This is a genomic window from Anaerosalibacter bizertensis (genome assembly GCF_009696605.1).
GTDB lineage: Bacteria > Bacillota > Clostridia > Tissierellales > Sporanaerobacteraceae > Anaerosalibacter > Anaerosalibacter bizertensis.
On the sequence record NZ_VULR01000004.1, the window covers coordinates 142,539 to 162,490 of the forward strand.

Here is a 19,952-nt window from a genome sequence, read left to right on the forward strand (position 1 = left end):
ATATCACTCCTTTAATAAGGGCCAATTTTTATTTCACCTTCATCTTCATAAAATGTACAGTTACTCATTTCATCCCTTATAAACATAACACTATCTCCTATTACAATTTTTACCCCTGGATATATGATGCCTTCTACTTTAATTCGACCTCTAGATACATTGTTAATCTCATTTTTTATTAATTTAAGTTCTTTATTTGATTTGTCTAAATTTGTTTTTAAAGTTTTTTCAACCTTCTTTAACTTTACATACAACTTTTTTTTCTCTTCTGACTCATTAAACTTAAGTGCATTTTCTAATACGTTCAGTGATTTTTCAATTTTATTTAAATTTTTTCTAATTGTAAAAACTTCTTCTTCTAGTTTCTCATATTTAATCTTATTTTCAGGCTCTACTCCTACTTCTAAGACAGTCGAAGTTGCCATTCTTGACCCTATAGTTTTAGCTCTTATTTCTTTTCTTGCTCTACAAATACCACCTACAAGTAAACCTTTTTTTCCAATTGCATTTACAGTTCCATTACAAATTACCTCACTATGCATTATTGCTTCTGCTGTTAAATCTCTTCTACATGATATGAATGAATTTTCTATGAATTTAGCAACTACATTCCCCTTACTAGATATTTTTCCAATATTATATCCTTGTACCCCTTTTCTAATTAGAATATCTCCTAAACTTTCTATATTGGCTCCTTCTACTACACCAAAGATTTCAATATCACCTTCTGCTTTTAACTGAAAACCGTTTATAACATTCTCTTTTACCTTTACTGAGCCATTAAATTCTATATTGCCAGTAGAATTATCTACAGAAGAAATTTCCAATACGTTTGATACAGTTAACCTACCATTTACCAATTTAACTTGTCCTCTACCTGTAGAAACTAAGTATAAACCATTATCTGTTTTTTTTATGTTCTTCCCATATTTAAAGGAAGGGACTCTCCCTTTCTTATACGGAATATTTTCACCTGTAACACTTCGTCCATTTTTTCCTCCAAAAGGTAAAATTATTTCAGCTAATACATCCCCTTTATTTACATTATTAACTAAATCTAAATCCCTATAATCTACGGTTCCATCTTTTTTTAATTTTGGAATTACTTTTTTATTTTCATCAAAATAATATTTAATATATCCATCTTTCTCTTCTACAGGAGGGATGCCCTCTGCAATGCAAACCCTTTCATTATATATTTTATTATCTATAATATCCTTTATAATGCTGCTCTTTAATCCAAATTTAATTTTCTCTTTTACAATAGAAATTACTTCGTCATAATCAAAACTTAGATTCGTATCTTTACATATTAAAGTTATATACCCTTCTAAGCCATTCCTACTAATTTCTATAAATATATTTGATAATTTTTCTTTCATATCACATTCCACCATAATCACCCCGTTTAGTTAGCTTTAATTCCCTCTTTAAATAAAAAATTTTTAATCTCTAATATTGATTTACTATGTATTTGTGAAATTCTTGATTCAGATAATCCTAAAATATGACCAATTTCTTTATACGTCAATTCATCATAATAATATAGAGAAATTACTAATTGTTCTTTATCAGGTAAATGTTCTATAGCTTTCACTAGAATCTCTTTAACTTCTTTTTTCTCTATAATATCCTCTGGTCCATCTTCCTTACTTTTAACATAAATGCCCCCTTCATTTTTTCCTTTTAAAGTATCTTCTAAAGAAATTACATTAAATGTAGAAATATCTGATAGTAAATCTTCTATTTCATTTATACTCATATTCATATGTTTTGCTAACTCTTTATTAGTAGGAGAATGTCCTAATTTATTTTCTAATTCTAGCATTGCATTCTGTACATCTTTAGATTTTTTTCTTAAAGATCTTGGTATCCAATCAAGTTTTCTTATATTATCGATAATTGTCCCTTTAATTCTTATTTGGGCATAAGTTTCAAATTTAATATTTTTACTTAAATCAAATTTTTCTATACTATCTATAAGACCCAGTACTCCATATCCTATTAAATCTTCAAAATCAATTTTACTTCCGTAAAAATTATACATTCTTCCAGCAACAATCTTTACTAATGGAATGTACTCAACAATCAATTGCTCTTTTATTTTTTTATCATTAGTTTCCTTGTACTTTTTCCATAGTTCCTCAGTAGTCATAGATATACCTCCCACTAGGAAAAACTAGATATTTTTTATCCCATGCCCTATAGTTTTTACTAATAAAGAACCATCTTCTGCATTTAATTCTATAGTCCTTCCATAGTTTCCACCAGTATCTTCACTGACGATAGGTATTTTTAATTCCTTTAATTTTTCTTTAGTTGCTATTGTATTCCTTTCTCCGATCTTTAAAATATTACTTTTTGAATTAAATGAAAACATTTGAGAACCTCCTGCAATTTTAGCCACTAAAAAAAACCTATCAGCTCCAATTGAAATCATCTTCTCTAGCAATAGTTCGATTCCTGTATCGGCAAATTTTGCCTTATTGCTATTGTTTTTTATTTCCTTACTTGAAGGCAACATTATATGTGCTAATCCAGCAACTTTAGATCTTTTATCATATAGTGTAATCCCAACACAAGACCCTAAACCTAGTGTAGTTAATATTCCTGGAGCTTTTATAACTTTTAAATCTGCCATACCAACTTTTACCACTTCCATTTCAGCATACTCCTAAACTTTTTAATAGTTTTTTAAATGAATCTATCTCAGGTATCATAAATAAATTTCCAGTTACCTTTTTGTCTCCTTCTTGAAATTGAGTCTCAATAAAAAGAACATGATCTGCAATATATCCATATTGAATTGCAGGAACACTTAGTATAGCACCAGCCATATCTGTAGCTAAAGATGGAACAGATATGGTCAACTTAAGGCCAGTTAAAGCACTTAAAGAGTTTATATATGATGAAGCTAGAATATTACCTATTTCAGATAAAGCTGACATATCCATTTCGTCCAATTCCATAGAATTATTCTTCTTATTAAATAAAATATTAGTTAAATTTTTTCCAGACTCTAAACTTAAAACAAACATTATATTTCCTATTATTTCTCCACTCATTTCAAAGTAGATACCAACTACAGGGACCTCTTCTCCACCTAGTATTTTAGGAACATCCTTAAAATCTAGTATTTTAACTTGTGGCACAGCCATATCTACTTTTTTAGATATCATAGTTGCTAAAGCAGTAGCCGCATTTCCAGAACCAATATTTCCAAGTTCTTTTAAAACATCAATAGTAATATCATCTACATCAAATGCCATATTAACACCCCGTCTGCTCTATATCCAATAGCTTTTCTAAGTCTAAAATTATTATCAATCTTTTATCGTCTTTACCAATGCCTTTTATATAGTCATTAAACTTTTTTTCTCCTGTTGCTGATGGCTTGTCTATATTTTCATCATTAATTTCTAAAACTTCTGAAGATGAATCTACTATAAGCCCTACAACTATATCATTTGAAGATGTAATTATTATTCTTGAATTTTGATCACTAGGTTTAGATTCTAAGTTTAGTTTTTTTCTCAAATCTAAAATAGGTATAACTTCTCCTCGTAAATTAATCACTCCAACAACATATTCAGGGGCATTAGGAACACGAGTGCAACTTTGAAATTTTTCAATAGAAAGTACATTATCAATATTTAAACCATAGTCTTCATTGTCTAATTTAAATAAAACATATTTATTTTCTAGGTATTTATTTTCAGTTTCTAAAACCATATAGCTCCTCCTTTCTAAGGTTCTAAAATAATGAATTCACATCTAATATTAAAGAAATTTTTCCATTCCCTAATATAGTAGCTCCTGCCAAATACTTTATATTAGATAAAAATTTCCCTAAAGGCTTAATTACTATTTCCTGTTGACCTATTAAATCGTCTACAATTAAACCTGCCTGTTTATCACCTTTTCTAACAATTACCACTGTAAGCTCGTCCATATTTTTATCTTCTATTCCGACTAAACTATTCAATCTCACTATAGGCAATGTTTTGTCCCTATATAATATTATCTCTTGTCCTTGAACCTTTCTGATCTTTTCACTTTCTAAAATAGTTATCTCTGAAATTGAACTTAAAGGTATAGCATATATTTCTTCACCAAGCTTTACTAACAATCCTTGTATTATAGCCAAAGTTAATGGTATTCTTATAATAAATCTAGTTCCCTTTCCTTGAGATGTTTCAACTTCTATAGAACCATTTATAGATTCAATCTTACTTTTTACTACATCTAACCCTACTCCTCTACCCGAAACATCAGATACAATATCAGATGTACTAAATCCAGCTTTAAATAATAATTCAACAGATTCTTCTTTAGTCAAAATCTCTGCATCTTGCTCAGTTATTATTTCTTTTTCTATAGCTTTTTTCTTTACCTTTTCATGGTCAATACCTGCTCCATCATCTTCTACTTCAATAACTACATTATTTCCATCAGGATATGCTTTTAATTTTACAGTTCCCTCTTTATCTTTTCCAAGTTTTATTCTTTCATCAGGATGTTCTATTCCATGGTCTATAGAATTTCTTATAAGGTGTATCAAGGGATCTCCTATCTCATCAATAACAGTCCTATCAACCTCTGTTTCCTCGCCTGACATTTCTAAATTTATTTCTTTGTCTAACTCCTTAGATAAATCTCTAACCATTCTTGGAAATCTATTAAACACTCTTTCAATAGGCACCATCCTAACCTTCATTACTGCATCATGGAGGTTAGTAGTAATCCTTTCCAAGTACTCTATGGCTTCATTCATATCTTCTTTGCTAGTTGTACCACTCATATCCTCCATTCTAGTTTTTATTATTATCAATTCACTTACTAAATTCATTAGAGTGTCTAGTCTATCAATATCTACTCTAACCGTTTTGCCAACTCTGTTAGTTTTTGCCATATTATTGGAAGTACTTTTCCTATTTACATTGTTTTTATCAATGCTTTTTTTAGATTTTTCTTTTTTATTTACTTGTTTTTTAGTTAAATCCATTTCTACTGGGCCTATATTCACTTCATCTATTTCAGAAATTTTTTCTATTTCCTCTTTAATTTCCTCTTTTTTATGATCTGTAACAATAACTAAAGAAAATTCTAAATCAAATTTCTCATCTTCAATGTCTTCAACGCTAGGATATGAATATATTATTTCAGAAAAGCTTTCTATAGTATTAAAAATAATAAAAGCTCTAGCAGACTTTAACATACAATCTTCACTTAGCCTTATATATATTTTATATGAATCTAAACCTTTCTCCTTAGCTTGTTTAGCTGCATTAATAACATATTCATCATATTTTTCTGTTCCTTTAAACTCATTTTTTTCATTCGATTGTTCTTTATCACCATTAAGCAAATCTTTTAACTTTCCTATTAACTCTAAATGGTCATTTCCATCTTCTTTTCCATTTTCACTTACATAGTTTGCAGAAAACTCTAAAGAATCAAGACATTCAAATAATATATCTACAATCTCAGTATTTATTTTAATCTCATCACTTCTAATAGCTTGGAGTACATCCTCCATATCATGGGTCAGATTTGCCATATTAGTAAATCCCATAGTACCTGCCATTCCTTTTAAAGTATGAGATATTCTAAAAAGCTCATTTAATAAATCTTTATTATCTGTATCTTTTTCTAATTCTAATAATATATCATTCATGCTTTCCAAGTGTTCTTTAGATTCTTCTACAAAAATATCTAAATACTGATTAATATCTAAATCCACATACTACACCCCCACCCATTTAATAATCTCATCTTTAATCTTATCTAATGGCAAAATTAAGTCTATATTTCCTGTATTTATTGCAGACTTAGGCATACCAAATACTACACAACTTTCTTCACTCTCGGCAATAGTATGCCCATTACTTTTTTTTAATTGGCTAATTCCTTCTGCTCCATCTGAACCCATTCCAGTCAAAATTATACCTGTTTTTTTTATTCCATTAAGTTTTGAAACAGATTTTAATAACACATCTGCAGTAGGCCTTAAACCAGAAATAGGAGGACTTTTATCTAATTTAATAAAAAAATCCCTTTTATTTTGTTCTACGCTCATATGAAAATCTCCTGGAGCTATATAACAATATCCTCTTTTCAATTTCTCCCCATTTTCACCTTCTTTCACTTTTATTTGAGAAATCGAATTTAATCTATTGGCTAATGATCTAGTAAAACCAGCGGGCATATGTTGAACTACTACTATAGAAGCATTGATATTATAAGGTAATTTAGGAATAATCTCTTGTAATGCTTTAGGTCCTCCTGTAGAAGTACCAATTGCAACAATGCTATCATAGGGTTTATCAGTATAATCTGTCCTTTTTATTGTATTCTCTTTGACTTCTTCTATATTCCTATTATATACCCCAACTTTTTTTACTTTTGTTTTAGAAGCCATTTTAACTTTTTCAATTAATTGATTTTTTTCATCTTTATTACCAATACTAAAAACATTTCTTGGTTTTGTTATGAAATCAACTGCTCCAATTTCTAAAGCTTTAAGGGTTAAATCAGCACCTTTAACAGTTAAACTACTGAGCATCACTACAGGTATTTGGTGCTTTTCTACAATGCTTTTTAATGTGGATATACCATCCATGACAGGCATTTCAATGTCTAATGTTATTAAGTCTGGTTTAAGTCTTGGAATTTTCTCCAATGCCTCTTTACCATCTTTTGCAGTTCCTATAACTTTAATTTCTCTATCTTCTTCTAAAATATCTGTGATTATTTTCCTTATGAGAGCTGAGTCATCTACAATTAATACTTTTATCAACTATATCATCCCTTTTTCTCTTAATATCCTCTCTTCTTTGAATATAAACTTAACAATACTTTCTCTATTTTCTTTTTCAATGTCTAAAAATTTCACTCCTATTGAATATTCAAAATCTAAGTTATTAGTAAAATCTTCCACTCTAATAACTTCTGCATCTGTAATAATTAAAATATCATTTAATTTAAAAGAACATTCAATCCTGTCTCCTATAGAGTGCCTAAAATTACACATTAATTTCATCCCATTGCCGCTAATGTCTTTTGTTAAACATTTTTCTTCAATATTCTTTGTTTTATTACCTACCATAAACTTATAACATTTTTTAACTGGTAAATTTATATTAAATCTATAGAAATTTCTTTGTTGTGTCCTTTTAACTTTTCCTATTTTCTCAACGTTTAACGTATATACTCCTTTAGGAGTTCTGCTAACTACCTTAGCTTTAAAGTTGTATCTTCCTTTGTTTTCTCTTATGTATGCAATTTCAATTACTTCTCCTATATATAATGAAACTATAGCTCCCTTTTGAATGGGACCACTAATCATATATTTATTATCACCTAATATATCCAACACCTGGCTAGGATAACTAACTCTTTCATCACCTTGTTTTTTTAATATCTCTATTCTATCACCAACTTCAAAAGATTCATTGTCTACCTTCATTTATTTAAATCACCTTCTCCTAAGAAAAATTCTTTGAATCTTTGGGAAAAGCTTTTAGTTTTTAAAAACTTAGATTTTTCTGTGTCAATAAATTTTAAAGCAATATTATTAATTTTTTTAGAAACAGAGCTATTAGGTTTATCTAGTACAAAAGGTCTTTGCTTTTTAACAGCATTTGCAACAATGGAACTTTTATTTAAATAGTCTAAAAACTCAACATCCCTATTTAAAAATCTATTAGAAACTCCATTTAATTTATTGTAAACTTCTTCTGCCTCTTTTTTGCTTCCTGCCATATTTATAACTGTTTTTATATCTCCTATATACCCATAAAGAACTACAGTTTTTAAAAGAGCATATCCATCCATTAAAGATGTAGGATCTGGAGTAATTAATAAAACTAAATCATCTGCTAATAGTAGGAACTTAATTACATTTTCAGATATCCCCGCACCTGTATCCATTATTATAAAGTCAAAATAGTTTTCAAGCTTTTCTATTTCATTTATAAATCGATTTAAATTTTCACCATTTAGTAAATGAAATTCTGTAATTCCAGATCCTCCAGATATTATTTTGATTCCATCTGGCCCTTCAGTCATTATATCAAAAATACTTTTCCCCTGTAAAAATATATCTGAAATATTATATTCTAAACAAGTTCCAGTAATAAGATCTACATTGGCTAATCCCAAATCTCCATCCACTATAACCACTTTGTATCCCAATTTTCTTAAAGATATTGCTAAATTTACAGTGAAATTAGTTTTTCCTACTCCACCTTTTCCACTAGTTACTCCTATAAATTTAGCTTTTCTGGCTTTACTTTCATTTATGTTTTCCTTTTTAGAATATTTTCCCATAATTTTTCTTAGTTTTTCAGCTTGATCAGCCATATTAATTCTCCTCAATTAAATGTTCCACTACTTCTCTCACATTTACTTTTTCTATATCATCTGGTACATCCTGTCCTGTAGTAAAATATGATAGTGGATTATCTGTATAAAATTTTGCATTTAATATATTTCCATATCCATTTACTTCATCAAGTTTTGTGAATATAATTTTATAATCATCGATAAATTTATATTGATTTATAATTGACTTTAATGTAATAAAGTCTGTAGTTGCACTTAAAACTAAAAAGACTTCCTTATTATTTACACTATCTATTAATTTTTTAGTTTCCTTCATTTGAAACTCATCTTTATGGCTTCTGCCAGCAGTATCAACTAATATAATATCTTTATTCTTAAATTCAGCCACAGCTTTATACATTTCATCCGATTGATAGACAACTTTCACAGGCAACTCTAATATTTCACTATAAGTTTTTAATTGTTCTACTGCTGCTATTCTATAAGTATCCGTAGTAATAAGACCTATATCATAGTTTTTATTAATTATTAACCTTGCTGCTATTTTAGCTAAAGTAGTAGTTTTTCCCACGCCTGTTGGACCTATTAGGAATATAATCTTTGGAATATTTTCTATATCTATAGGCTCTACCCTCCCAATTGATTCTTTTAAATTGAATTCAATGATTTTTTTTACTTCTTTCTCAGTTTTTTCTTTAATATTTATTTGCTCATCTATTGTTTTTATTATACTAGTAGCAACTTTATAATTCACCCCATTATTTACTAGTATCCTTCTATATTTTTCTAAATTAACATTGAAAGCCTGTCCAGTATTATTGGATTTAAATGCCATATCCTCTACAAGATTTCTAAGTGCTCTTAACTCACTATTTATACCACTAATACTTTCTTCTCTTTTAATTTTATTGATTTTTTTGTGAGAATTATCTTTAGCTGCAATAATCTCAACTACAGGTTTTTTAAAAAAACCTAAAAATCCTTTCTGTCTTATTGTTCTAGTATTCAATATTACAGCCTCAGAACCTAGATCTTTTTTCAATTTGGCCAGAGCATCCTGGGTATCTTCCCCTATATATTTTTTTACTTCCATCTATAATTTCACCATCCCTAAAGATTGAACTTCTATAGAAGGTTCAATTTCATTATACGATAAAACAACTAAATCTCTAGTAATTTGTTCTGTCAATCTTTTAAAGTATAGCCTTACTATAGGGGCTGTTAATATAATTGGCTGTTCTCCAATAGAAGTCAAGCTTTGAACAGATTTCAAAGTATTATTAAGTATCTTTTGTGCAATATTAGGTTCTATAGATAGATAAGATCCCGTTTCATTTTTACTTATTGAATTCATAATAAGCTCTTCCACTCCGCTATCAAGGGTTATAACCTTAAGTTGGTTATTTTCTACATATTTATTTGTTATGTATCCAGACAATTTTTGTCTTACATATTCAGTTAACAAATCTATGTCTTTAGTTATAGAACCATAATCTGCTAATGTCTCTAAAATTGTCACCATATCTCTAATACTTATTTGTTCTCTGAGTAAATTAGAGAGTACTTTCTGAACATCACCAATAGATAAAATATTAGGAACCAATTCTTCCACAACTGCTGGATAGTCTTCCTTTACATTATCAATTAATAATTTCACATCTTGTCTACCTATTAATTCGTGGGCTCTTTCTTTAATTATCTCTGTTAAATGGGTAGCTATAACAGAAGGTGGATCAACAACAGTATATCCTAAAACTTCAGCTTTTTCTCTCTCTTTATCTACGATCCATTTAGCTGGCAAACCAAAAGCAGGTTCAACCGTATCAATTCCTTCTATTTCATCTTCTACCATTCCAGGATTCATAGCTAGATAATGATCAAATAAAACTTCCCCTTTAGAAACTTCAACACCCTTTATTTTTATTATATATTCATTTGGATTAAGTTGAATATTATCCCTAAGTCTTACTATAGGAACTACTAATCCTAACTCCATAGCTATCTGTCTTCTAATCATAACTATTCTATCTAAAAGGTCACCTCCTTGGTTTGCATCTGCAAGAGGTATTAACCCATATCCAAATTCTAATTCTATATCATCCACTCTCAATAAGGACATAACATTTTCAGGTTTTCTCAGCTCTTCAGCTTCAGTTTCTTCTACTGGCTCCTCTTCTCTAACTTCTTTAATTTCTTTTCTCATAGTATATCCTAAAAATACAAACAAAGATGCTAATATTATATATACAATAGTTGGTAAGGGAGTAAATATACCTAAAAGCGCAAGTACACCTGCTATAACAAACATTAATTTTGGATCATTACCAAATAACTGCTTAATTAAATCTTGTCCTAAATTAGATTCAGAAGCCGCCCTAGTAACTACTAATCCTGTTGATGTAGATATAAGAAGTGCTGGTATCTGACTTACAAGTCCATCACCTACAGTTAATAATGTATATTTAGATAATGCCTCATTAAAAGGCATTCCCTTTGAAACCATGCCTATAATAAATCCAGCTCCAATATTAATAAAAGTTATAATCAGCCCTGCAATTGCATCTCCCTTTACAAATTTACTAGAACCATCCATAGCACCATAAAAATCTGCATATCTTTGTATATCTTTTCTTCTATCTCTTGCTTCTTCCTCAGTTATAAGTCCAGAATTTAAATCTGCATCAATGGCCATTTGTTTTCCTGGCATAGCATCTAATGTAAATCTAGCTGCTACCTCTGATACCCTTTCCGAACCTTTAGTAATAACTACAAACTGAACTATAACTATAATTAAAAACACAATAAATCCTACTACTACATCTCCTTGTATAACAAACTGTCCAAAAGCTTCGATTACCCTTCCCGCATCTCCATCTTTTAAAATACTCCTGGTCGTAGAAATATTAAGAGCTAATCTATAAACTGTAGATATTAGCAATAAAGATGGAAAAACAGAAATTTCCAATACATCTTTTGTATACATGGAGATTAATAACAATAGCAATGATAGTGAAATATTTAAACTTAAAAGTATATCTAATATCCATGTAGGAACTGGTATTATAATTATAATAACTATTGCAATTATTCCTATAGCTACAACAAGATCACCAAATTTCATTCTAATTGTCCCCCTAAAACTTATCTTTTAAACTATATACATAGGCTAATACTTCTGCCACTGTTTCATATAACTCTTCAGGTATAATATCTCCAACATCTACTGTTTCATAAATAGCTCTAGCTAATGGTTTGTTTTCTACAATAGGAATAGAATTTTCTTTCCCTGTTTTTTTTATATTTTCTGCTATTATATCTACACCTTTAGCTACTACAATTGGAGCAAAATTTAATTCTTGATCATATTTTAAAGCAACTGCAATATGAGTAGGATTAGTAACAATTACATCTGCTTTTGGAACTTCTTGCATCATCCTATTAAAAGCCATTTTTCTTTGTTTCTCTTTAATTTTAGACTTTACCAAGGGATCTCCTTCTGTTTGTTTAAACTCTTCTTTTAATTCTTCTTTACTCATCATTAGATTTTTTTCATAGTCCCACCATTGATAGAAATAATCTAATGCGGAAACAACCAATAACACTCCTAAAATTCTTATACCAAATTGAAAAGATAGATTTGAAAAGTTTTTTAATATTTGAATAGGAGCCATACTAGGTAAATTCACTAAAATTCCAATTCTCTTTTTAATAAAAGAATAGGCTACATATCCTATTAAAAGTATTTTTATTATAGACTTTCCTAACTCAACAAATGCTTTTTTGGAAAAAATTCTTTTAAACCCTTCAATAGGATTAATCCTACTGAATTTAGGCTCTAAAGGTTTTGTTGTAAATAAAAATCCTACTTGTAAATAATTAATTATTAAACTTGCAAAATAAGTTGTTATTAATATAGGAGAAGAAACTTTCAAAAAAACTGCTATTATAGACAAAAACTTAATTCTAATATTGTCCTGGGTAAATATATCGTCTAAATTTTGAAAAGAAGAAAATAAATATTTCATTAGTTCAATTAAATTTTTTAATATAAATTTACCAAGTATGTTAAAAGCTAGAAAAGAAATAAGTAATATAAACACAGAACTTATTTCTTTACTTTGAAATACTTGTCCTTCTTCTCTAGCTTCTCTACGTTTTTTAGGCGTAGCTTTTTCAGTTTTTTCTCCTTCTGCAAAAAGTTGTAACTGTATTTTAAACTCCATATAGATCATTCCTTAACTAAGGGCTTTTTAAAAAATTATATATTTCTTTAAGCATATCTTTAAATACATACCCTGTAAGCACATTAAATATAGGTATTGTAGCAGCTATAACAAGCATTCCTACTATGATCTTTAAAGGCATTCCTACAACAAATACATTCATTTGAGGAATAGTTCTGGACAAAACACCTAAAAGTATATCCATAAGAAGTATTGTGATAACTATTGGGCTTGCTATTTTAAATCCTAAGCTAAAAGTTTTTGCTAAAATATTTACCAATTGTTTCACAGTAGCTTCACTTATTACAAGTTCACCTATAGGAATATACTCATAACTATCTATTAAAGCCTTTATAGCAAGATGATGTCCATTAGTTAGTAAAAATAATAAAAAAGCTAATATATAGTAGAAATTTCCCATAACCGGTATTTGTACCTTGTTTTGAGGATCAATTACATTTACCATTCCAAATCCAATTTCCATATCGACTATTTGGCCTAAAATATAAAAAACACTAAAAAAAGCATAACTTATATAACCGATTATTATACCTACCATTAACTCCTTAATAATAAGTAATGTGAAGCTTCCATCTAGTTCTCCTACAGACCCTACTTTAAAATTTGAAGTTAACAACAAAGAAAATATAAAAGAAAAACTTAACTTTAACTTATTTGGCACATTTTGAGAACTAAAGAGTGGTGAAAAAAGAAATATACCTGAAACTCTGACGAAAACTAACAAAAATAATTCATACCTGCCAGTTAAAATATTCAAAATATCATTCATTTTATACACCTATTCTACTTTATATATAAGTTAACATTAGTTAATAATTTTGTAGTAAATTCTGTTACTACTTTCAAAATCCAAGGGCCAAATATTATTATAGATAATAGCACAGCAATTATTTTAGGCACAAAAGCTAAAGTAGCTTCTTGTATCTGGGTAACAGCCTGAAAAATACTAACTACTAAGCCTACAATTAAACTAAACCCTAACATAGGTGCTGAAACTATCAAAATAGTCCTTATGGCTTCTTGTGCTATCTTTAATACATCTGATTCATTCATTCAAAATCACCTCAACTATTTAAAACCAATGACAAGGGATTTGGCAATTAAATTCCATCCATCAACTAAAATAAATAAAAGTATTTTAAATGGCAATGAAATAATAACTGGTGGTAACATCATCATTCCCATAGACATTAATGTACTTGAAACTACCATGTCGATTACCAAAAAAGGTATATATATTATAAATCCAATTTGAAATGCTGTCTTCAACTCACTTATTATAAAAGCTGGAATAAGTACTCTACTAGGTATCTGATTTAGTTTGTCCACATTTTTTAACTCTGCCATCTCCATAAATAATTTTATGTCATTTCCTCTAGTTTGTTTAAACATAAATTCTCTTATAGGCTCCATAGTATTTTCATATGCTACTTCTTGATCAATTTCTTCTTTAAGAAATGGCTGTATAGCTTCAGAATTAATCTGACTTCCAATTGGAGCCATTATAAAAAATGTTAGGAATAGTGCTAATCCAATTAGTACCTGATTAGGTGGTGTTTGTTGAAGTCCTAAAGCATTCCTTATAAAAGACAATACTATTATAATTCTAGTAAAACTAGTCATCATTATAAGTATAGATGGTGCCAGTGTAAGCACTGTAAGTAATATTAATATTTGTATAGATTTAACATAATCTTGTGGTCCTTCTAGATTAAAAGTTTTTCCAAAAAGAGAATCTTCAGGTTGTGCATAGGTTGTGCTAGAAAAAAACAACATACATACTAATAGGATGATTAAAAGTTTAATCGTCTTCTTCATTTTTATCTTCATCCCTATCTATTTTTCTATTAACTAATTTAAACTTGTCAAGTATTTTTTTAAATTCATTTTCCAAGCCAACATTGTCATTATCTACTTTTATATTATCATATAAATCTTTATCTAGAGCTTTAGCTTCTTTAACTTTAGAATAAAAGGATTGCATCTCCATTTTATCTATAAGAATTGTGTCGTTGTTATTTATAGATAAAATATATATAAAATTTGCTACTTTAGCTATAACTATCCTATTATTAGATCCTATATTAACTGAATCAATAATTTCTACATATTTACTTTTAAAAAATGGCTTAGATCTTTTAGCCAAAAATTTTGTTCCATAAAAAGTAGCAAATAATACTAATATAAATATAACAACATAGATTATAGTTTTGAAAAACAATTGTACGTAATTAAAGCTTCTCTCGCTATAAGACGCTGCCAAAACTATCTCTGGTAAAAAAAAAGTTAAAAACATTATAAAAGTTTTTCTATTCATTTTAACCTAGTACCTTTTTTACAGCCTCAATAACCCTATCTGCTTGGAAAGGCTTAACTATAAAGTCTTTAGCTCCTGCCTGTATAGCTTCTATAACCATAGCTTGCTGTCCCATAGCAGAACACATTACTATCTTTGCATCTGAATCAATTTTTTTAATTTCTTTAACAGCTTGAATTCCATCCATTTCTGGCATAGTAATATCCATAATCACTAAGTCTGGTTTTAATTCTTCATATTTTTCTACTGCTTTCAATCCATTTTCTCCTTCTCCTACTACTTCAAAACCATTTTTAGTCAAGATATCTTTTATCATCATTCTCATAAATGAAGCGTCATCTACTATTAATATTTTTTTAGACATTTAAATTCCTCCTTATCTACTCTGCTTTTTTATTAACTATTTTTATAAGAATTTACAATCTCAGTTATTCTAATTCCAAAATTATCGTCTATTACTACTACCTCACCCCTAGCTATAGACTTTCCATTTGCATAAATATTTAAAGGTTCTCCTACAAGTTTATCTAATTCAATTATTGTTCCAGGCCCATATTCTAATATTTCATCAATTTTTTTAGTAGTTCTACCTAATTCAGCCGTTATTTCTACAGGAATTTCTGCTACTAAGTCTATCGATTCATTATAACTTGTATTAGATTTCTCATTAAAGGTTTCAAAAACAGGTTTTTTTACAACTACTGCTTCTTCTTTTGTATCATTATCAATTATTTTTCCAGTTGTATTTTCTTCCTTTCCTTTTAATGAAATTGTCTTAGGAGGTTCTTCATTTATTTCAAAGTCCCTATCTATTTCGTATGCCTCTTGAGTAATTGAAGTTTCATCTTCATTTCCTAATAAAATATTTACTATTTCTTTTGCAAAATCTATAGGCACAAGTTGCATTATCTCACTATCTATTACATCACCAACTACCATTCTAAAAGATATTTTGACTAATGGTTGATCACCTTTTAAAATATCAATTCTTTCTTTCCCTTCATTAAAAGTTATTTCATAAGATTTAGGTGGTTCTATATCAATTTTCCTAAAAAACATTTCTGATAGAGAAGTGGAAGCAGAACCCATCATTTGATTCATAACTTCACTTACAGCACTTAAATCTAGCTCTGTCAGTTCTCTTTCTAAATCAATCTCATCTTTTCCCATCATTATATCTGTAATTATCTTTACATCATCTACCTTAAGTATTAATATATTTGCTCCTTCTAATCCTTCTTTATAAGTAACATCTATAGCAACAAAAGGTATTTGATATGCATCTGCTAATTTGTCAATAGTTGTTATGGTTACCTTTGGTGTCGTAATAGTAACTTTTTGATTTAATAGTGTAGATAAAGTAGTAGCGGCAGTTCCCATGCTAATATTTCCGATTTCACCAAGTGCATCTTTTTCCATATCTCCAATTTCTTCAGAAATTTCTTCTTCCTTATCTGGACCTTTAAGCAAAGCATCTATTTCTTCTTGAGAAAGCATATCATTATTCATTGTTATTTTCACCATCCTTTACTACCTTGACTATTTTTACTGCCATTTTATTGTTGGAAACTCCAGGAGTTCCTAAAAACTTTACCTTAGAGCCTATCTTCATCTTTATCAGATTATCATTATCATCCAATCTAATAACATCTCCAGATTGTAAATTTAATATATCTTTTACATTAATGGTACTAGAACCTAATTCAGCCCTTATAGGAACCAATGTTTGTAGTATTCTTTTTCTCATGATTTTCATATCTTCCTCAGATATATCTTTTTTAGCATTAGAAAACCAAAACTTTGTACTTAATTTATCTAATATAGGTTCCAAAACTATGTAGGGAATACATACATTGAACATACCTTCTACTGAACCTATAGATATGTTTAAAGTAATTAACGCTACTGTTTCATTAGGTGGAACTATTTGAGCAAATTGAGAATTTACTTCAATTTTTTCTAAAGAAGGTTTTAATTCAATTACATTTTCCCATGCCTCTTTTATTAAATCCATGATTTTGATCATCATTTTCTGAAGAAGGGAAATTTCTATTTCAGTAAACCCTCTTATCTCATCTGTTTCTTCTCCATCTCCTCCCAACAACCTATCTATAATAGTAAATACTGTATTGGTAGATATATCTATTAATACTTGTCCATTTAAAGGTTCAAAATTAATTATACTTAAAAATGCTGGATTAGAGATAGCATTGCTAAATTCACTATATGCATATTGATCCACCGTCAAAATTGATATTTTAACTGGGGCCCTTAAATATCCAGATAAAAAAGTTTGGAGAAGTCTTGCAAAATTTTCGTGAATAATTTCCAAAGTCCTCAATTGATCTTTAGCAATCTTTTGTGGATTTCTAAAATCATATTTTTTAACTTTATTAGAAATTTCCTCTTCTTGTATTTCTTCTACATCAACCTCACCAGAGTTTACTGCTTGAAGTAGGGCATCTATTTCACTTTGTGATAGTACTTCAGCCAATTGCATATACCTCCCCTACTGTATTATTAAATCGTTGAAAAACACATTTGTGATACTTTCATTATTAAATAACTTTATTAAGTTTTCTTTTATTTCATTTTGTAAAGCTATTTGGCCTTCTTTTCCCTGAAGCTCATTTTCTTCCTTACTTCTAATAATCTTATTTATTTCATTTCTCATTAAAAATTGTTTCCCTTCTAATTCTTCATAAGTGTTTTTGTTGTTAATCTCTATAGTTGCTTTTATTTTTACGATTTTTTTACTATCTTTTATATTGCAATACATTTCTTCTAAAGTTATATAATTTTTTTCCGCGTCTTTGTTTTTATTTTTATCTCCATTGTTTTTATAACTGGAAAATCCTAAAGCAAAGCCAGCAATAGCAAATAATAATAGTACAACAATAACAACTATAAGTATTATTTTTTTAGTATCCATTTTTTCACCTCATTACGATTTTATATTATGTTTTATGGCTCCCATTTTTCATAAGATGATTTTAGTATAACTATATCTACTCTTCTATTTTTAGCTTTATTTTCCTTCGTGTCATTTGGAGCTACTGATCTATAATAGCTATAACCTGAAGAAGATATTCTATCTCCATTTACCCCTTCATCTTCTACTAAGTATCTTAATACATTTGTAGCTCTAGTGGACGATAGTTCCCAATTAGTAGGATATGTAGTAGAATGTATAATAGGGTCAGAGTCTGTATGACCTTCTACCTTTATATGTTTTTCTTTAAACTCTTCTCTATTTAACAATTCAGCCATATAATGAAGTATTTGTTTTGACTCCGATTTTATCTCAGCCTTCCCTGAATCAAAAAAAACACTGTCCATAAATCTTATGACTAATCCTCTTTCTTCAATTGTCAGTGTAATCTCTTCTTTTAATCCAATGCTTTTCGCATATTCTTCAATAACATCTTTAAGCTTTTCCAGCTCCTCTTCATCTATATTAGTGTTCATATCTCCTTCTAATTTCTCTGGAATATCCATAGCTGAACCACTTTCTAAAACCCCTGAACCCCCTTGAAAAGAACTCATAATAGTCCTAAATTTTTGAGCATCAATCTCTGAAAAAGAAAATAATAGTACAAAAAAACAAAGCAGTAGGGTAACCATATCACTATAAGTAGTTAGCCAATCTTGAGTAGACTTTTTATCTTCTTTTTTCCTTTTTCTCATTATGCTTCCTCACTTTCAAGTTGACTTTTATAGTCATCCCTAAGTTCTGGGGGAACAAATGTCTTTAATTTTTCTTCAATAATTCTTGGATTCTCACCAGCCTGTATAGATAAAAGCCCTTCAACCATTAATTCTTTTACTAATATTTCTCTTTTGCTTCTAATTTTCAATTTATTTGCCATAGGTAAAAAAACAACATTGGCAAAAAATGAACCATAGAAAGTTGTGACTAAAGCTACAGACATACTTGGACCAATATTAGATGGATCATCAAGTTTCTGTAACATATTTATAAGTCCTATTAGAGTACCTAGCATACCATAAGCTGGAGCAAAGGAACCCATAGTCTCAAATATACTTTGTCCCTCTGTATGTCTCTCTTCAAGAAAGACAAGTTCTGTTTCAAGTATATTCCTTACTAATTCAGGATCAGTTCCATCCACTATTAACATTATTCCTTTTTTTAAAAATTCATCATCAACCTTTTCTCCAAACTCTTCTAAAGACAACAATCCTTCTTTTCTAGCTACATTAGCTAATTGAATTATCTCCACTATAACATTATCTGGAGAAATTTCTTTCTGCAAAAAAGCATTTTTTACCACCTTAGAAGTTCCTAAAAAACTCTTTATAGGGTAACTTATAAGGGTAGAAGCTAAGGTTCCACCAAGAACTATTAAAATAGACGGAATATCTATAAAAGAACCTATCTCTCCAGATATAAAAATCCCCCATATTATAAATATAAAACCGCTTATTAATCCAACGACAGTTGCTATATCCAACAGTTACACCTCTTTCCCTATTCTTATCATTTTATATATTTTATTGTTTTTGTTTTAAAATCTATAACTTTCTCTATAATATCATCTACAGATTCTTTCACAACTACCTTTCTACCTGTAGTCAGTGTAATAACCGTATCAGGAGTTTCCTCTATGAATTCTATTAGATCACTATTTATAACAAATTCTTTTTCATTTAATCTTTTAACTTTTATCATAAAATCTCCACCTTGTACAATATAGTTATAATCAAATTACAGTTTTCCACTGTAATAATTATCAATTTCTTAGATACTAATATAGTCTTCTTTTCTAATCATTAAATACATTTCTTTGGCTTCTTATCTTAGCCATAAGCCTAGTTTAATTTGGCCTGAACCATGACAATATTGTATAATTAATTTATGGATTTGGAGGTTGATGAAACTCCTCCTAGGACGCCTTTAGGCGACTACCTGTAAAAAAGAGTATCTATCCATTCTCATAAGATTACATTATTTGGCTGGTTGAGGCCAGTTAACACTGGTTCCTCGTGTCACATGCAAGGTTGTGTACTTATTTGAGAAGGAATGG

General features: G+C 29.0%; 23 protein-coding genes. All 23 read right to left on the bottom strand.

From position 1 onward, the window contains the following. Positions 1–11: 11 nt before the first annotated feature. Genes FYJ27_RS04470 through FYJ27_RS04585 form a run of 23 tightly spaced genes read right to left on the bottom strand, consistent with a single transcriptional unit; the run spans position 12 to position 19,597 of the window. The gene (locus FYJ27_RS04470) at positions 12–1,382 is read right to left on the bottom strand and encodes a DUF342 domain-containing protein (protein WP_195839073.1); all 1,371 of its coding nucleotides are present in this window, start codon (positions 1,380–1,382) and stop codon (positions 12–14) included. Positions 1,383–1,408: 26 nt separating this feature from the next. Beyond that, positions 1,409–2,155, bottom strand: a complete 747-nt coding sequence (locus FYJ27_RS04475) for a FliA/WhiG family RNA polymerase sigma factor (protein WP_154483657.1) — start codon at positions 2,153–2,155, stop codon at positions 1,409–1,411. 24 nt (positions 2,156–2,179) lie between these two features. Continuing rightward, a complete protein-coding gene (locus FYJ27_RS04480) occupies positions 2,180–2,662 on the bottom strand; it encodes a chemotaxis protein CheD (RefSeq protein ID WP_154483658.1) in 483 nt (160 codons plus the stop codon). Position 2,663: 1 nt separating this feature from the next. Next, a complete protein-coding gene (locus tag FYJ27_RS04485; protein ID WP_154483659.1) occupies positions 2,664–3,269 on the bottom strand; it encodes a chemotaxis protein CheC in 606 nt (201 codons plus the stop codon). 1 nt (position 3,270) lies between these two features. Further along, the gene (locus FYJ27_RS04490) at positions 3,271–3,732 is read right to left on the bottom strand and encodes a chemotaxis protein CheW (protein WP_154483660.1); all 462 of its coding nucleotides are present in this window, start codon (positions 3,730–3,732) and stop codon (positions 3,271–3,273) included. Positions 3,733–3,754: 22 nt separating this feature from the next. Beyond that, entirely contained in the window at positions 3,755–5,743 is a 1,989-nt protein-coding gene (locus FYJ27_RS13020) for a chemotaxis protein CheA (protein WP_326831033.1), read from the bottom strand. A 3-nt stretch (positions 5,744–5,746) separates the two neighbouring features. Then, positions 5,747–6,799, bottom strand: coding sequence for a protein-glutamate methylesterase/protein-glutamine glutaminase (locus tag FYJ27_RS04500; RefSeq protein ID WP_229775466.1), 1,053 nt, complete (start codon positions 6,797–6,799; stop codon positions 5,747–5,749). Further along, positions 6,800–7,468 (bottom strand): flagellar brake protein, encoded by a 669-nt coding sequence (locus FYJ27_RS12705; RefSeq protein ID WP_229775467.1) that lies wholly within the window; start codon positions 7,466–7,468, stop codon positions 6,800–6,802. It lies immediately after the preceding gene. Further along, positions 7,465–8,364 (bottom strand): MinD/ParA family protein, encoded by a 900-nt coding sequence (locus FYJ27_RS04515; protein ID WP_154483661.1) that lies wholly within the window; start codon positions 8,362–8,364, stop codon positions 7,465–7,467. The genes FYJ27_RS12705 and FYJ27_RS04515 overlap by 4 nt, the downstream gene beginning before the upstream one ends. A gap of 1 nt (position 8,365) precedes the next feature. Continuing rightward, positions 8,366–9,439 carry a flagellar biosynthesis protein FlhF gene (flhF, locus tag FYJ27_RS04520; RefSeq protein ID WP_154483662.1) on the bottom strand — a complete coding sequence of 358 codons (1,074 nt, stop codon included), beginning with the start codon at positions 9,437–9,439 and terminating at the stop codon, positions 8,366–8,368. Beyond that, positions 9,440–11,467: a flagellar biosynthesis protein FlhA gene (flhA, locus tag FYJ27_RS04525; protein WP_154483663.1), complete on the bottom strand. Its 2,028-nt coding sequence runs from the start codon at positions 11,465–11,467 to the stop codon at positions 9,440–9,442. A gap of 13 nt (positions 11,468–11,480) precedes the next feature. Beyond that, positions 11,481–12,569: a flagellar biosynthesis protein FlhB gene (gene flhB, locus FYJ27_RS04530; protein WP_229775468.1), complete on the bottom strand. Its 1,089-nt coding sequence runs from the start codon at positions 12,567–12,569 to the stop codon at positions 11,481–11,483. A 16-nt stretch (positions 12,570–12,585) separates the two neighbouring features. After that, positions 12,586–13,359, bottom strand: coding sequence for a flagellar biosynthetic protein FliR (fliR, locus tag FYJ27_RS04535; protein WP_154483665.1), 774 nt, complete (start codon positions 13,357–13,359; stop codon positions 12,586–12,588). Between the two features lie 14 nt (positions 13,360–13,373). Then, on the bottom strand, positions 13,374–13,643 hold the full coding sequence (gene fliQ, locus FYJ27_RS04540) for a flagellar biosynthesis protein FliQ (RefSeq protein WP_154483666.1): 270 nt from the start codon (positions 13,641–13,643) through the stop codon (positions 13,374–13,376). 15 nt (positions 13,644–13,658) lie between these two features. Beyond that, positions 13,659–14,408, bottom strand: a complete 750-nt coding sequence (gene fliP, locus FYJ27_RS04545; protein ID WP_154483667.1) for a flagellar type III secretion system pore protein FliP — start codon at positions 14,406–14,408, stop codon at positions 13,659–13,661. Continuing rightward, positions 14,392–14,907 (bottom strand): flagellar biosynthetic protein FliO, encoded by a 516-nt coding sequence (locus FYJ27_RS04550; protein WP_154483668.1) that lies wholly within the window; start codon positions 14,905–14,907, stop codon positions 14,392–14,394. The genes fliP and FYJ27_RS04550 overlap by 17 nt, the downstream gene beginning before the upstream one ends. 1 nt (position 14,908) lies before the next feature. Beyond that, positions 14,909–15,271, bottom strand: a complete 363-nt coding sequence (locus FYJ27_RS04555; protein ID WP_154483669.1) for a response regulator — start codon at positions 15,269–15,271, stop codon at positions 14,909–14,911. A 32-nt stretch (positions 15,272–15,303) separates the two neighbouring features. Further along, positions 15,304–16,416 carry a flagellar motor switch phosphatase FliY gene (gene fliY, locus FYJ27_RS04560; RefSeq protein WP_154483670.1) on the bottom strand — a complete coding sequence of 371 codons (1,113 nt, stop codon included), beginning with the start codon at positions 16,414–16,416 and terminating at the stop codon, positions 15,304–15,306. After that, positions 16,409–17,407 carry a flagellar motor switch protein FliM gene (gene fliM / locus FYJ27_RS04565; protein WP_268234880.1) on the bottom strand — a complete coding sequence of 333 codons (999 nt, stop codon included), beginning with the start codon at positions 17,405–17,407 and terminating at the stop codon, positions 16,409–16,411. Before fliM ends, fliY begins: the two co-directional genes overlap by 8 nt. Before the next feature lie 9 nt (positions 17,408–17,416). After that, positions 17,417–17,839: a flagellar basal body-associated FliL family protein gene (locus FYJ27_RS04570; RefSeq protein ID WP_154483672.1), complete on the bottom strand. Its 423-nt coding sequence runs from the start codon at positions 17,837–17,839 to the stop codon at positions 17,417–17,419. Positions 17,840–17,871: 32 nt separating this feature from the next. Then, positions 17,872–18,594 (bottom strand): flagellar motor protein MotB, encoded by a 723-nt coding sequence (locus FYJ27_RS04575; RefSeq protein ID WP_154483673.1) that lies wholly within the window; start codon positions 18,592–18,594, stop codon positions 17,872–17,874. After that, positions 18,594–19,379: a flagellar motor protein gene (locus FYJ27_RS04580; RefSeq protein ID WP_154483674.1), complete on the bottom strand. Its 786-nt coding sequence runs from the start codon at positions 19,377–19,379 to the stop codon at positions 18,594–18,596. The genes FYJ27_RS04575 and FYJ27_RS04580 overlap by 1 nt, the downstream gene beginning before the upstream one ends. A 26-nt stretch (positions 19,380–19,405) precedes the next feature. Then, positions 19,406–19,597 (bottom strand): flagellar FlbD family protein, encoded by a 192-nt coding sequence (locus FYJ27_RS04585; protein WP_154483675.1) that lies wholly within the window; start codon positions 19,595–19,597, stop codon positions 19,406–19,408. Positions 19,598–19,952: the final 355 nt, after the last annotated feature.

Excerpts from the sequence above, each read along its gene's own strand:
- FYJ27_RS04470 (WP_195839073.1), bottom strand. The coding sequence starts at position 1,382 with ATGAAAGAAAAATTATCAAATATATTTATAGAAATTAGTAGGAATGGC.
- FYJ27_RS04475 (WP_154483657.1), bottom strand. The coding sequence starts at position 2,155 with ATGACTACTGAGGAACTATGGAAAAAGTACAAGGAAACTAATGATAAA.
- FYJ27_RS04480 (WP_154483658.1), bottom strand. The coding sequence starts at position 2,662 with ATGGAAGTGGTAAAAGTTGGTATGGCAGATTTAAAAGTTATAAAAGCT.
- FYJ27_RS04485 (WP_154483659.1), bottom strand. The coding sequence starts at position 3,269 with ATGGCATTTGATGTAGATGATATTACTATTGATGTTTTAAAAGAACTT.
- FYJ27_RS04490 (WP_154483660.1), bottom strand. The coding sequence starts at position 3,732 with ATGGTTTTAGAAACTGAAAATAAATACCTAGAAAATAAATATGTTTTA.
- FYJ27_RS12705 (WP_229775467.1), bottom strand. The coding sequence starts at position 7,468 with ATGAAGGTAGACAATGAATCTTTTGAAGTTGGTGATAGAATAGAGATA.
- FYJ27_RS04515 (WP_154483661.1), bottom strand. The coding sequence starts at position 8,364 with ATGGCTGATCAAGCTGAAAAACTAAGAAAAATTATGGGAAAATATTCT.
- flhF (WP_154483662.1), bottom strand. The coding sequence starts at position 9,439 with ATGGAAGTAAAAAAATATATAGGGGAAGATACCCAGGATGCTCTGGCC.
- flhA (WP_154483663.1), bottom strand. The coding sequence starts at position 11,467 with ATGAAATTTGGTGATCTTGTTGTAGCTATAGGAATAATTGCAATAGTT.
- flhB (WP_229775468.1), bottom strand. The coding sequence starts at position 12,569 with ATGGAGTTTAAAATACAGTTACAACTTTTTGCAGAAGGAGAAAAAACT.
- fliR (WP_154483665.1), bottom strand. The coding sequence starts at position 13,359 with ATGAATGATATTTTGAATATTTTAACTGGCAGGTATGAATTATTTTTG.
- fliQ (WP_154483666.1), bottom strand. The coding sequence starts at position 13,643 with ATGAATGAATCAGATGTATTAAAGATAGCACAAGAAGCCATAAGGACT.
- fliP (WP_154483667.1), bottom strand. The coding sequence starts at position 14,408 with ATGAAGAAGACGATTAAACTTTTAATCATCCTATTAGTATGTATGTTG.
- FYJ27_RS04550 (WP_154483668.1), bottom strand. The coding sequence starts at position 14,907 with ATGAATAGAAAAACTTTTATAATGTTTTTAACTTTTTTTTTACCAGAG.
- FYJ27_RS04555 (WP_154483669.1), bottom strand. The coding sequence starts at position 15,271 with ATGTCTAAAAAAATATTAATAGTAGATGACGCTTCATTTATGAGAATG.
- fliY (WP_154483670.1), bottom strand. The coding sequence starts at position 16,416 with ATGAATAATGATATGCTTTCTCAAGAAGAAATAGATGCTTTGCTTAAA.
- fliM (WP_268234880.1), bottom strand. The coding sequence starts at position 17,407 with ATGCAATTGGCTGAAGTACTATCACAAAGTGAAATAGATGCCCTACTT.
- FYJ27_RS04570 (WP_154483672.1), bottom strand. The coding sequence starts at position 17,839 with ATGGATACTAAAAAAATAATACTTATAGTTGTTATTGTTGTACTATTA.
- FYJ27_RS04575 (WP_154483673.1), bottom strand. The coding sequence starts at position 18,594 with ATGAGAAAAAGGAAAAAAGAAGATAAAAAGTCTACTCAAGATTGGCTA.
- FYJ27_RS04585 (WP_154483675.1), bottom strand. The coding sequence starts at position 19,597 with ATGATAAAAGTTAAAAGATTAAATGAAAAAGAATTTGTTATAAATAGT.